Source organism: Hydrogenophaga pseudoflava NBRC 102511 (assembly GCF_001592285.1).
GTDB classification, from domain to species: domain Bacteria; phylum Pseudomonadota; class Gammaproteobacteria; order Burkholderiales; family Burkholderiaceae_C; genus Hydrogenophaga; species Hydrogenophaga pseudoflava.
On sequence record NZ_BCWQ01000011.1, the window covers coordinates 48,650 to 60,162 of the forward strand.

At 70.0% G+C, this 11,513-nt stretch carries 13 protein-coding genes; 7 read left to right on the forward strand and 6 right to left on the reverse strand.

Features of this window, described 5'->3' with window-relative positions; translation table 11 throughout:
- Positions 1 to 3 precede the first annotated feature (3 nt).
- The gene (locus tag HPS01S_RS14230) at positions 4 to 843 is read right to left on the reverse strand and encodes an enoyl-CoA hydratase/isomerase family protein (protein ID WP_066157332.1); all 840 of its coding nucleotides are present in this window, start codon (positions 841 to 843) and stop codon (positions 4 to 6) included.
- 205 nt (positions 844 to 1,048) lie between these two features.
- Here HPS01S_RS14230 and HPS01S_RS14235 point away from each other — a divergent pair, with 205 nt between their 5' ends.
- The 4 genes from HPS01S_RS14235 to HPS01S_RS14250 are packed head-to-tail and all read left to right on the forward strand — an operon-like array spanning position 1,049 to position 2,687.
- Positions 1,049 to 1,435, forward strand: coding sequence for a TraR/DksA family transcriptional regulator (locus HPS01S_RS14235; protein WP_066157336.1), 387 nt, complete (start codon positions 1,049 to 1,051; stop codon positions 1,433 to 1,435).
- Positions 1,436 to 1,473: 38 nt separating this feature from the next.
- Entirely contained in the window at positions 1,474 to 1,851 is a 378-nt protein-coding gene (locus HPS01S_RS14240; RefSeq protein WP_066157339.1) for a hypothetical protein, read from the forward strand.
- Positions 1,852 to 1,863: 12 nt separating this feature from the next.
- The gene (locus HPS01S_RS14245; RefSeq protein ID WP_066157342.1) at positions 1,864 to 2,298 is read left to right on the forward strand and encodes a VOC family protein; all 435 of its coding nucleotides are present in this window, start codon (positions 1,864 to 1,866) and stop codon (positions 2,296 to 2,298) included.
- Positions 2,299 to 2,303: 5 nt separating this feature from the next.
- Complete coding sequence (locus tag HPS01S_RS14250) at positions 2,304 to 2,687, forward strand: S-adenosylmethionine decarboxylase family protein (RefSeq protein ID WP_066157345.1); 384 nt, start codon at positions 2,304 to 2,306, stop codon at positions 2,685 to 2,687.
- 15 nt (positions 2,688 to 2,702) lie between these two features.
- On the opposite strand, the gene HPS01S_RS14255 is transcribed toward HPS01S_RS14250, so the two are convergent.
- The 5 genes from HPS01S_RS14255 to HPS01S_RS14275 all read right to left on the reverse strand — a co-directional run bounded on the left by HPS01S_RS14255 (position 2,703) and on the right by HPS01S_RS14275 (position 8,817).
- Positions 2,703 to 4,277 carry an FAD-dependent oxidoreductase gene (locus HPS01S_RS14255; RefSeq protein WP_157576322.1) on the reverse strand — a complete coding sequence of 525 codons (1,575 nt, stop codon included), beginning with the start codon at positions 4,275 to 4,277 and terminating at the stop codon, positions 2,703 to 2,705.
- 7 nt (positions 4,278 to 4,284) lie between these two features.
- Positions 4,285 to 5,841, reverse strand: coding sequence for a polyamine aminopropyltransferase (locus tag HPS01S_RS14260; RefSeq protein ID WP_066157348.1), 1,557 nt, complete (start codon positions 5,839 to 5,841; stop codon positions 4,285 to 4,287).
- A gap of 109 nt (positions 5,842 to 5,950) precedes the next feature.
- A complete protein-coding gene (locus tag HPS01S_RS14265; protein WP_066157351.1) occupies positions 5,951 to 6,172 on the reverse strand; it encodes a DUF350 domain-containing protein in 222 nt (73 codons plus the stop codon).
- 40 nt (positions 6,173 to 6,212) lie between these two features.
- The gene (locus HPS01S_RS14270) at positions 6,213 to 7,706 is read right to left on the reverse strand and encodes a DUF4178 domain-containing protein (RefSeq protein ID WP_066157355.1); all 1,494 of its coding nucleotides are present in this window, start codon (positions 7,704 to 7,706) and stop codon (positions 6,213 to 6,215) included.
- A gap of 97 nt (positions 7,707 to 7,803) precedes the next feature.
- Positions 7,804 to 8,817, reverse strand: coding sequence for a fumarylacetoacetate hydrolase family protein (locus HPS01S_RS14275; protein WP_066157358.1), 1,014 nt, complete (start codon positions 8,815 to 8,817; stop codon positions 7,804 to 7,806).
- A 145-nt stretch (positions 8,818 to 8,962) separates the two neighbouring features.
- On the opposite strand from HPS01S_RS14275, the gene HPS01S_RS14280 reads away from it, so the two are divergent.
- The 3 genes from HPS01S_RS14280 to HPS01S_RS14290 all read left to right on the forward strand — a co-directional run bounded on the left by HPS01S_RS14280 (position 8,963) and on the right by HPS01S_RS14290 (position 11,513).
- Positions 8,963 to 9,841 (forward strand): IclR family transcriptional regulator, encoded by an 879-nt coding sequence (locus tag HPS01S_RS14280; RefSeq protein WP_084397386.1) that lies wholly within the window; start codon positions 8,963 to 8,965, stop codon positions 9,839 to 9,841.
- Positions 9,838 to 11,079: a DUF3108 domain-containing protein gene (locus tag HPS01S_RS14285; RefSeq protein ID WP_066157360.1), complete on the forward strand. Its 1,242-nt coding sequence runs from the start codon at positions 9,838 to 9,840 to the stop codon at positions 11,077 to 11,079. Before HPS01S_RS14280 ends, HPS01S_RS14285 begins: the two co-directional genes overlap by 4 nt.
- A 149-nt stretch (positions 11,080 to 11,228) precedes the next feature.
- On the forward strand, positions 11,229 to 11,513 hold the full coding sequence (locus HPS01S_RS14290) for a BTH_I0359 family protein (protein ID WP_066157363.1): 285 nt from the start codon (positions 11,229 to 11,231) through the stop codon (positions 11,511 to 11,513).

Below are 11,513 nucleotides of genomic sequence, written 5' to 3' on the forward strand. Positions count from 1 at the left end.
TGGTCAGGTGTCGGCACCGTAACGCGGCGCACGGCGCTCGCGCAAGGATGCCACACCTTCGCGCACATCCGGTCCGGCAAAACCCATGAATTCGAGCGCCAGCGAGGTGTCGAAGGCCGGGCCGGCCTGGCGCAGCCAGTTGTTCAGCGAGTACTTGGTCCAGCGGATGGCGGTCTGGCTGCCCGAGGCGAGGCGATCCGCGACCTCCCAGGCCTTGTCCAGCAGCGCGTCGTCGTCGACGGCCAGCGACACCAGGCCGATGCGCTCGGCCTCCTCGCCGCTGATCGGGTCGCACAGCATCAGGTAGTACTTGGCCTTGGCCAGGCCGCACAGCAGCGGCCAGACGATGGCGGCGTGGTCGCCCGCTGCCACGCCCAGGCGGGTGTGGCCGTCGACGATCTTCGCGCTTTTCGCGGCAATCGAGATGTCCGCCAGCAGGCCCGCCACCAGGCCGGCGCCCACGGCCGGGCCGTGCATGGCGCTGACGATGGGCTTGTCGCAGTTGATGACGTTGTAGACCAGGTCGCGCGCCTCCTTCCAGACCCGCGTGCGGACCTCGAAGTCGGTCGCCATGTCCTGCACCAGCGCGAGGTCGCCACCGCCCGAGAAGCCCATGCCACTGCCGCGCAGTACGGCGCAGCGCACGCTGTCGTCGCGGCCCACGTCGCGCCAGATCTCGCTCAGTTCCCAGTGACCCTCGTGGCCGGCGGTGGGCAGCTTGCCGTTGCCGCCGGGGCCGTCGGCCTTCATGCGGATGTCCAGCACCGAGGGCACGCCGTCCACGGTCGGGCCGCGGCGCGTGATGTCGAGGGTCTGGTAGCGGCTGTAGTCGACAGCGGACATCGTTCTTTCTCCTGCAGATTTTTGAGAATGAAAGCGTCGATTCTGCGGGGGAACGCGGCGTTTTCCGCCGGGGATTTCCCTTTGGCAACCGGCCCGAACGGTGGCGGGCTTGACGTCGATCAAGGCAGTCACACACAGTCGGGCGCACCATGAAACCGTGGTCGCAGGACCCACTCGACCCAGAACCCACACACGAGGAGAACCCATGAACACCCCCATTTCCGACACCTTCCGGCAGCAGCTGCAGGCCATGCGCGCCGACGTGCTGGCGCAGTTGCGGGCGCAGCGTGGCGGCAAGATCGGCCGCGCCGAGGCCGCGGCCAACGCGCGCGAGACCGAAAGCGACGACTGGGCGCAGGCCGATGCCGAACGCGACCTGGCGTTTGCCATGGAAGAGCGCGAGTCGGCCGAGCTGGTCGCCATCGACGAGGCGCTGCAGCGCGTGGCCGACGGCAGCTACGGCCTGTGCGTGGACTGCGGCGATGCGATCGCCACCGCCCGCCTGCACGCCAACCCGGTGGCCCTGCGCTGTGTGGCCTGCCAGGACAAGGCCGAACAGGCCAGCGGCGCCACCAAGCCGGCCGGCTACTGATCTTTTTTCTTTCCTCACTTTTTTCAGGAGAACTTTGCATGACCACATTCCACGCCGTCGTCTGGATGGACCACAGCCAGGCCCACGTGCTGATGTTCGACAAGGAGCACATCGAGGCGCAGCGCGTCAAGGCGCGCCAGCAGCACACGCCCAAGCACGGGCACGTCGGCGCCGACAAGGACTTCTTCAAGGCCATCGCGGACTCGCTGGAGGGTGTGTCCGAGGTGCTGCTGACCGGTCCGGCCAGCGCCAAGATCGAGTTCCGCGACTGGTGCAAGCACAACGCGCACGCGACGGACAAGGCCGTGGTCGATGTGGTCAACAGCGACCACCCCAGCGATGCCCAGCTCGTCGCGATGGCGCGCCAGTATTTCCTGAAGTTCGACCAGAAGGCCGCCGACCCGACACAGCGCTGATATCCTGCGCGGATGACCTCCAGCACGCTGCCCGCCCGAAGCCTGTTCCACTTCGCCTTCCACGTCACCGACCTGGACGAGGCCCGGCGCTTCTACGGCGGCGTGCTCGGCTGCACCGAAGGGCGCAGCACCGATACCTGGGTCGACTTCGACTTCTTCAGCCACCAGATCTCGCTGCACCTGGGCGAGCCCTTCAAGACCACGCGCACCGGCCGGGTGGGTGAGCACCTGGTGCCCATGCCGCACTTCGGCCTGGTGCTGCTGCTGCCCGAGTGGCGCGCGCTGGCCGAGCGCCTGACCGCCGCCGGCGTGGACTTCGTGCTGCCGCCGCAGGTGCGCTTCGAGGGCCAGCCCGGCGAGCAGTGGACCATGTTCTTCTGCGACCCCTTCGGCAACCCGATCGAAGTCAAGGGCTTCGCCTGCACCGAGGCCATCTTCGCCGCCTGAGCGACGTGAACGGCCTGCACCTGACCGCCGATCTGCGCGGCTGCCGCTGTGAACAAGCCTGGCTGACCGACGCCGACCGGCTGCTGGCCGCCTGTGTGCAGCGGGTGCAGGCCAGCGGCCTGCAGGCCGTGGCGCAGCTGGGCCACCGCTTTCCTGACACGCTACAGGGCCCGGGCGGCGTCACCGCCACCGTGCTGCTGGCCGAGTCGCACCTGTGCGTGCACACCTGGCCCGAGTCGCGCAGCGTGAGCCTGGACGTGTACGTCTGCAACTTCGGCGCCGACCACTCGGCGCGTGCGCAGCAGCTGATGGATGCGCTGCTGGCGCTGTTCGAGCCGGACGAGGCGCTGCGGCGTGCGGTCGAACGCGGCGCGGCGCCCCCGGCCTGACCCGCCCAGGACCGATCAGCCGCGCAGGCGGCGTGCGATGTGTTGCCCGGCCAGGTGGCCGCGCGTGAAGGCCTCTTCAAACACCGAATAGCCCGCCCAGTCGGCGTGGGCGAACGCCAGCCGGTCGTCGTGCCACGGCCCCTCGTACAGCGAGCCTGGCGCCGGCATGGCCATGGCGTGGCCATAGCGCGTCACCGCCACCTCGCGCACCAGCGCCGGCAGGTCCGGGTGCGGCTGCGACAGCTCGGCCAGCGCGCGGTCGCGCCAGTGGGTCCAGGGCAGGTCCAGCAGCGCCTGTCGCGCCTGCGGCTCGTCACCCAGGGGCAGGTACCAGGTCCACACGCGCGGCCCAGCCACGCGTTGCAGCGACTGGTGGCTGGCGTCGACGTAGCCCAGACCGGCGCTGCCGTAGGTCACGTTGTCCCAGCCCGGGTGCGCGCCGCCGCGGTCCTTCGGCGCCTCCTGGAGCAGCAGGTTGACCACGGCCCAGGGCGCGAGCTGCAGACCCGCCGCGCGCGCCGCCACCACCGGCGGCAGCGGATCGATCACGCGTCGGGCGATGAACACCGGCAGCGCCACCACCACGGCGCGCGACTGCCAGCGGGTGATCCGCCCGTCGGCCATCGACAGGCTGTCGACCGTCACGCCCTCGCGCCCCGGGCGCACGCGCAGCACGCCCTGCCCTGCATGCAGACGTTCCCCCAGCTCCGCGGCCAGCCGCTGCACCAGCCAGGCGTTGCCCTCGGGCCAGGTCAGCAGCGGCTCGGCCCCGCCCTCCTCGCCCGGCGCGGGAAAGCCGTGGCGGCTGGCGAAGTAGTGGATGCCGGCCCAGGCCGACACCGCCGAGGCGCCGGCGCCGTAGTCGTCGCGGCAGGCGTAGTCGAGGTACCAGCGCAGGTGCGGGTCGTTCAGGCCATGACCGTCGAGCCACTGCGCAAAGCTCTGCGCCCAGAGCGCGCGCACGGCGTCGGTCACGGGCAGGCGCACGGCCGGCATGGCGTAGCGCTGCGCGCGCCGGGCCTCGTCGATCAGGCGGCTCAGGCGCCGGTACTGCTCCAGCGTGGACGCCGCCACGCCGTCCAGCGGCAGCAGGCCGTCGTGCCAGGCGCCGTTCCAGTACAGACGCTCCTGCGGGCTGTGGCAGAGGTGGCGCTCGTCGTAGACCCAGCGGCCAGCCACGCGCTGGCGCAGGCCGATCTGCTCCAGCCAGCCCTGCAGCTCGGGCGCGTCGTCCGAGGGCACGGGCAGGTAGTGCGCGCCCAGCGGACAGGCCAGACCACCCAGCCGCCCGGCGCGCGCATTGCCGCCGGCCTCGGGCTCCAGTTCCAGCAGCGCGAAGTCCTCGATCCCGGCCATCGTCAGCGCCCGCGCCGCCGCCAGCCCGGCCACGCCACCGCCGAGCACCAGCACGTCGGCGCGGCGCTGTTCGGCCGGCTGGGCCAGCGCCGCATCGCGCCAGCGGTGGCCGCGCGCCGGGTCGGGTCCGGTGAAGCCGCCCGTCACCTCGCTCGGCGCCGGCTGGCAGCCGAGCAGGCCCGCCCCCGCCGACGCGCCCAGCCAGCCCAGGCAGTCGCGCCGCGTCAGTGACATGGGCCCTTCACTTCGAGACCTTTCCCCATTCCGTTTCGTAGGTGTGCACCAGCACCTGGTTCGACAGGCGGTTCACCTCGGCCGGCACGCGCCCCATGTCGGCCGGGAAGTCGAACAGCAGCGGCAGGGTCTGGGGCGTGAGGAAGCGCAGGCCCTCGGGCAGCGGTGTGACGGCCGGCGTGAACGGCCGGTGGCTGGCGACGATGAAGCCCCACTCGCCGAAGCTGGGCACGTGCGCGTGGTACGGCGCGGTGCGCAGGCCGGCGGCCTCGATGGTGGTCGCCACCGTCCAGTAGCTCTGGCGCGCCACCAGCGGCGAGGTGGTCTGCACCACGGCAAAGCCGCTGGCCGACAGGCGCCGCGACAGCAGCGCGTAGAAGGACTCGGTGTAGAGCTTGCCGACCGAGAAGTTGGTCGGGTCGGGAAAGTCCACCACGATCACGTCGAACATCTCGGTGCCTTCCTCCAGCCAGCGGAAGGCGTCGGTGTTGACGATCTGCACGCGCGGCGAGCGCAGCGCGTCACCGTTGAGCCGCTGCAGCGCCGGATCGCTGGAGAACAGCCGCGTCATGGCCGGGTCCAGCTCGACCAGGGTCACCTGCTGCACGCCCGGGTAGCGCAGCACCTCGCGCACCGCCATGCCGTCGCCACCGCCGAGCACCGCCACGCGCCGCGGCGCACCGCCCCCGCGCGCGTAGGCCGACATCACCGGGTGCACCAGGGCCTCGTGGTAGCGGTACTCGTCGCTTTCGGCGAACTGCAGGTTGCCGTTGAGGAACAGCCGGTGACCCTGGGCGCCCCGCGTGAGTACGATGCGCTGCCAGGGCGAGGTCTCGGCCAGCACCACCTTGTCCTCGAAGAAGCGTTCTTCGGCGGCGGTGGTGATGCGGTCGGCCAGCGCCCAGGCCACCAGCAGCGCCGCCAGCACCAGCACGGCCGACGCCGCGTGCGCCGCGCGCGCACGGATCTCGTGCCGGAACAGCCACAGCGCCCAGAAAGCCACGGCCGCGTTCATCAGGCCGAACAGCAGGCCGGTGCGCGCCAGGCCCAGCTGCGGCACCAGCCAGAGCGGGAAGGCGATCGACACCGCCAGCGCGCCCAGGTAGTCGAAGGTCAGCACCTGCGACACCAGGTCCTTGAGCACCACGTGGCGGCGCAGGATGCGCATCACCAGCGGGATCTCCAGCCCCACCAGCGTGCCCACCAGCAGCACCAGCCCGTAGAGCAGCCCGCGGAAGGCCCCGGGCAGGTAGGCGTTGGCCAGGAACAGCAGCGCCGGCAGCAGGCCGCCGATCAACGCGATCAGCAGCTCGATGCGCAGGAACTGCGCGGGCAGCTGGCGCTCGATGTGGCGCGAAAGCCAGCTGCCGATGCCCATGGCGAACAGGTAGGTGCCGATGACGGTGGAGAACTGCAACACCGAGTCGCCGAGCACATAGGACGCCAGCGCCGCCGCCGCGAGCTCGTACACCAGGCCGCAAGCGGCCACGAGAAACACGCTGGCCAGCAGCGCGATCTCCACCGGGCCGGGGGCGTGGCTGGTTGGTTCGGTTTCAGTGGTCACGTTCGTTGGCGGTCGCGCAGGCACGAGCGGTCAAGGTCGTCGCGGAACCGGCTCCGCCGGGCCGCAGACGACGCCCCCTGGGGGGTGACGCCGCAGGCGGCGCGGGGGGTCACCCACTGATCGCGGCGGCCACGATGATCGAGATGCCCAGCGACATCGCCGCCACCACCAGCCCCAGCGCCATGTTGCGGTTCTCGACCAGCTCCTTCCAGAGGTCGTAGGGCGTGAGCTTGTCGATCACGATGAAGCTGATCCAGAACACCAGCACGCCGATCAGCGCGAACAGGATCGATCCCAGAAACGCTGCGGGCCTGAGCCATTCAATGTCCATGTGCTTGCTCCTGTCGAAATGGGGAAAGGGAATATCCGTTTTACTTGTGCCAGCCGCCGCTGGAACTGCCGCCGTAGGAGCCGCCGCCCCAGCGGCCGGAGGTGGAGCTGCAGTTCTCGACCTGGGGATCGCAGTCGTCGCAGCCCCGCTCGAGCATCACCACGATCAGCACGGCCACCACGAACAGGACCACCTTGCCGACCGACCAGCCGTCGCTGCTCAGGGGCGTCGCATCGCCGCGCTTGAACAGGTCTTTCTTCTGGTCGAGCTTGAACGCCTTGGCCACCGTGGCGCTGTCCAGCCGCTCGCCCACCGACCAGGTCCACTCGTCCCGCGACTTCTCCAGTGACAGCAGGTGCTGGCCGCTGGCGTAGTCCGAGTTCTCGGTCACCTGGCCGCGCTCGACCTTCCAGTAGAACTCGCCGGCCACGTACTGCGTCTCGGCGCGGTAGCTGTACTGCAGCTGGTAGCGCTTGCCCAGGTAGGTGGCGGTCTTGCCGCCCGACGACACCTTGGGTGCACCGGTGGCGGGCTTGACCAGGCTCCAGCCGTCTTCGGCGTCCACCAGGAACTGGAAGCCTTCCTTGCGGTTGTAGAGCAGGTACTCCTGCCAGGCGAACACCTCGTCCTCGCCCGGCTCGGTGCCGCTGCGGTGCTGGTGGCCCACGACCTGCCAGGACGCACCGCGCAGCTGGCCGACGGTGCCCAGCGGGATCAGCGGGCGCACCGGCTCGTCCTGGATCGCATGCTTGAGCTCGCCGCCGATGCCGGCCGACAGGTCGATCAGCGCGTCGCACGAGGGGCAGCTCATGCTCTTGGTGGTTTCGAGCTTGACCTCCAGCCGCGCCGCGCAGTTCGGGCAGTTGAAGTGCCGCCCTTCGTCCTTGCGCACCGAATCGCCGGCCAGACCAGCGAGCTGGAGTTCGTCGAGCGGGACCTGCGCGCCCAGCCAGACCGCGGGTGGCTCGCTGGCGTAGTCGATGCTGCAGACCGACCCGGCGTCGTTGCGCAGCTCGACCACCCCGAACACTTTGCCGGGCTCCGGCAGGTGCGAGAGCTCACCCTGCGCCGCAAGGACCGAGGCCTCGGTGACCGCGCCGACGGCAAAGGTCTCGCCGCCCAGCACGTGGCTGCGGCCGACGCGCCAGTCCTTGAACGCGGGCAGGCTGCCCGAGACCTTGCGTGGCACGCTGAAGACAAAACTGCCGTTGTCCTCGCTCAGGCTGCCCAGGCTCTGGTCGTCGAACACCGCCTGCCACTCGGTCCAGCGCGCCGCGGCGTTGCCCAGCTGCAGGCGACCGACCAGGGTGAAGGCCTTGCCGCGCCACTGGCCGGTGGCGCCGATCTTCAGTGGGCTGTAGTCGGTGAACTCGTCGGCGATGCGGCCCAGGCGGGCCAGCGCATCGGCCTGGCGCACCACGCTGGAGTGGCAGTAGGCGCAGACGGCGTGGGTGGACTGGGCGCTCTGGAACGGCACCGGAGCGCCGCAACCCGGGCAAGGTGCCTCGTAGCGACGCTGGGTGCCCTCAGCCATGGCCACTGCCGACGGGTGCCGCCGTCTCGTACTGCACAACAGAAATCGGCCGCACCCTTCGCATGGTGCGGCCGATCATAAGGGCGGTGCGAGCGGCTCAGCTCCGGGCCAGGGGGGCGATCTTCTGGTCGATCGCGCCGAAGATGCTCTGGCCGTCCTTGCCCTTCATTTCGATGCGGATGGTGTCGCCGAACTTCATGAACTCGGTCGAGGGCTTGCCGTCCAGGATGGTCTCGATGGCGCGCTTCTCGGCGATGCAGGAATAGCCCTTGGGCCAGTCCTTCTTGCCGTCGACCTCGACGCCGCGGTTGCTCACCGTGCCCGAACCGACGATGGAGCCGGCGCGCACGTTGCGCGTCTTGCCGATGTGGGCGATCAACTGGCCGAAGTGGAAGGTCATGTCGGGGCCGGCGTCGCACATGCCGACCTTGCGGCCGTTCCAGGTGCTCTGCAGGGTCAGGTGCACGCGGCCGCCCTGCCAGGCGTCGCCCAGCTCGTCGGGCGTCACGGCCACGGGGCTGAACGCGGTGGCCGGCTTGCTCTGGAAGAAACCAAAGCCCTTGGCCAGCTCGGCCGGGATCAGGTTGCGCAGGCTGACGTCGTTGGCCAGCATCAGCAGGCGCACGCCGTCCAGCGCCTGTTCGGGCGTGGCGCACATCGGCACGTCGCCGGTGATGACCGCGATCTCGGCCTCGAAGTCGATGCCGTAGTCCTCGCTGGGCACGACCACGTCGTCGCGCGGGCCGATGAAGTCGTCGCTGCCGCCCTGGTACATCAGCGGGTCTTCGTAGAAGCTGGCCGGCACCTCGGAGTTGCGGGCGGCGCGCACCAGCTCCACGTGGTTGATGTAGGCCGAGCCGTCGGCCCACTGGTAGGCGCGCGGCAGCGGCGCCATGCACATGGCCGGGTCGAACGGGAAGGCGTGGCGCGCCTTGCCCTGGTTGAGCGTGACGTACAGGTCCTGCAGCTGGGGCGCCAGGAAGTTCCAGTCGTCCAGCACCTGCTGCAGCCTGGTGGCGATGCCCGTCGCATAATGGGCGGTCGTCAGGTCGCGCGAGACGACCACCAGTTGTCCGTCACGCGAGCCGTCCCTGTAGGTGGCGAGTTTCATGCGAGTCTCCTGCGGTGTGTGGGGTTTACATGATTACGAATAGTGAAATTCGTTAACCTATACGTAAAAATCGCATTCTAGTTCACGGCGCACATCTGCGTGTGAAAGCCCCTCATTCCACCCCAGCGCTCCCGACGTTGTTCCGATGCCCGCCGCGAAAACCCCTGCCTCCGAGGCCTCCCACCGACGCGACACCACCGAAACGGACACCGAGCATCTGCGCGCCGGCATCCAGTCGGTCGAGGTCGGATTCGAGCTGCTCAACGCCCTGTCCCAGGCCCCCGGCGCGCTGATGCTGCGCGACCTGGCCGCCGCCGCCGGCATGAGCGCGGCCAAGGCCCACCGCTACCTGGTGAGCTTCCAGCGCATGGGCCTGGTGATGCAGGACCCGGTGAGCACCCGCTACGACCTGGGCCCGGCCTCGCTGCGCCTGGGGCTGGCCAGCCTGAGCCGGCTGGACGCCGTGAAACTGGCGCGCGACCGCGTTCCCGCGCTGCTGGCAGAGACCGGCCACACGCTGGCGATTGCCGTCTGGGGCAACCAGGGGCCGACCATGGTGCACTGGGCCGAGGCCCCGCAGACCGTGCCGGTCACCCTGCGCCTGGGCGACGTGATGCCGCTGCTGACCTCGGCCACCGGGCGCTGTTTCGCCGCGTTCATGGGCCAGGAAGGCCGCGACGCCCAGCGCATCGCGCCCATGATCCGCGAGGAACTGGCCCGGGTGAAAAAACTGCCACGCAACGGCCTGCCGCTGGAAGACGTGCCTCAGACCCTGCAGGATGTCCAGGCCATGCTCGATGAAACCCGCGCCCAGGGCCTGGGCCGGGTGGTGCACAGCCTGCTGCCCGGCGTGGGCGGCTTCTGCGCGCCGGTGTTCGACGCCCAGGGCCGGCTGGCGCTGGGCCTCGTGGTGCTGGGCTCGGTGGCGACGCTGGACACCGACTGGAACGGCGCACCCGCCCAGGCGCTGCGGCGCTGCGCCCGCCAGCTCAGCGACGATCTGGGCCACCGGCCGACGCCATGACCGCTGCCGTGCCGCACTTTCCCGTCGAGCGCGCGGCGCCACGCCGGCGCGTGCTGTTCGCGCTGGGTGCGGGCGTGCTGCTGGCACACCTGAGCCTGCTCAGCGGCGGCCTGTCCGGCCTGTCGCTGGACATGTTCACCGCGACCGCCTCCGATCCCGCGAGCGCACCCGATGCGACCGGTGCGCCGCCACCACCCGAACTGGCCGCCGCCATGAGCGAGGAACTGCCGCCGCCCGTGCGCAGCAGCCGCGTGCGCTGGATATTGCCCAAGCCGCCGGCGCCCGAACCGGCGCCGCCACCTCCCCCACCGCCCCCTCCGCCCAAGGTGGTCGAACCCCCGCCGCCCCCGCCGGTGGAAGCGGTCGTGGTGGAGCCCCCCGCCGAACCTCCGGCCGAGCCCCCGCCGGTCGAAGTGGCCGTTGCGCCGCCTCCGGAGCCGCCCGCTCCGCCGCCGGTCGAGGCCACGCCTGTCAATCCGCCCGCCCCGGTGTCGGACCTGCCTGCAGCCACCGAGGTCGCTGCCAGCACGGTCCAGGGCCAGGGCGCGGGACTGGCCGACGCCGGCCTGCCGCCGGCCCTGCCGCCGCCGGGCGCAGATCTGCGCTTCTCCGCCACATCCATCTCCAAAGGCAAGACCTACAACGGCTCTGCGCAGCTGGAATGGTCCAACGACGGCAATACGTACGAAGCCAGGCTGACCGTGCGCGTGCTGGTGTTCACTGTGCTCTCGCAGGGCAGCAAGGGCCAGCTCGGAGCCAAGGGTCTGGCGCCCGACCGGTTCACCGACCAGCGCCGCAGCAGCGAACGCGCCGCACACTTCGACCGCGAGGGCCAGCGGCTGCGCTTCAGCAACAACGCGCCGGACGCCAAGCTGCTGCCCGGCGCGCAGGACCGCCTGTCGGTGAACTTCCAGCTCTCGGCCCTTTTCAACGCACGGCCCGAGGCCTACACCGAGGGCAAGGTGCTGCGGCTGCCCGTCAGCGGCGTGGACACCGCCGAGGTCTGGCTGTTCCAGGTCGGGCCGGTCGCCAGCGAAACCCTGCCCGCCGGCGAAGTGCAGACCGTGCGGCTGACCCGATCGCCGCGCAAGGAATACGACCGCAAGGTGGAGGTCTGGCTGATGCCGGCCTACGCCCACCTGCCCGGCCGCATCCGCATCACCGAGCCCAACGGCGACTACCTGGACATGGTCCTGCAGGACCTGCCCGCGCTGCCGCAGAGAAACGATCCCCCCTGATCGTCCGAACTGTGCCGGAAAACACACGCATCTTGAAACTTCGGCGCACAGGACCATCTAAATGTGCAATGGGCCTGAAGCCCGGCGGCGAATTGCCGATATAAGTGACAACAGGCGCACCGTTTCGCCCTGTGGAAGGAAATACAGCCATGCACATGCTCTACGACTCCGATGCCTTTGCGGTGGTCCACATCCTGGCCAATGCGCCGGAAGACGGCGAAGCGCAGCGCCTCCTGGGCCCGCAGATTCCCCGCCACGGTTTTGAAATCGTCGACAAGCGCTCGGGCAAGGAGGTCTACCTCGACGGCTCCTGGGCCGAGATGTTCCAGGAACAGATCCAGGCCTGGCAACAGAACACGCCCTCTCAGGAAGAAGTGGAAGACACGCTCGAAGGCTATGCCTCGCTGGCCCAGATGCCGGTGGTCATGCACTGA

Coding starts and splice junctions, on each gene's coding strand:
- HPS01S_RS14230 (WP_066157332.1), bottom strand. CDS start 843: ATGTCCGCTGTCGACTACAGCCGCTACCAGACCCTCGACATCACGCGC.
- HPS01S_RS14235 (WP_066157336.1), top strand. CDS start 1,049: ATGAACACCCCCATTTCCGACACCTTCCGGCAGCAGCTGCAGGCCATG.
- HPS01S_RS14240 (WP_066157339.1), top strand. CDS start 1,474: ATGACCACATTCCACGCCGTCGTCTGGATGGACCACAGCCAGGCCCAC.
- HPS01S_RS14245 (WP_066157342.1), top strand. CDS start 1,864: ATGACCTCCAGCACGCTGCCCGCCCGAAGCCTGTTCCACTTCGCCTTC.
- HPS01S_RS14255 (WP_157576322.1), bottom strand. CDS start 4,277: ATGTCACTGACGCGGCGCGACTGCCTGGGCTGGCTGGGCGCGTCGGCG.
- HPS01S_RS14265 (WP_066157351.1), bottom strand. CDS start 6,172: ATGGACATTGAATGGCTCAGGCCCGCAGCGTTTCTGGGATCGATCCTG.
- HPS01S_RS14270 (WP_066157355.1), bottom strand. CDS start 7,706: ATGGCTGAGGGCACCCAGCGTCGCTACGAGGCACCTTGCCCGGGTTGC.
- HPS01S_RS14275 (WP_066157358.1), bottom strand. CDS start 8,817: ATGAAACTCGCCACCTACAGGGACGGCTCGCGTGACGGACAACTGGTG.
- HPS01S_RS14280 (WP_084397386.1), top strand. CDS start 8,963: ATGCCCGCCGCGAAAACCCCTGCCTCCGAGGCCTCCCACCGACGCGAC.
- HPS01S_RS14285 (WP_066157360.1), top strand. CDS start 9,838: ATGACCGCTGCCGTGCCGCACTTTCCCGTCGAGCGCGCGGCGCCACGC.
- HPS01S_RS14290 (WP_066157363.1), top strand. CDS start 11,229: ATGCACATGCTCTACGACTCCGATGCCTTTGCGGTGGTCCACATCCTG.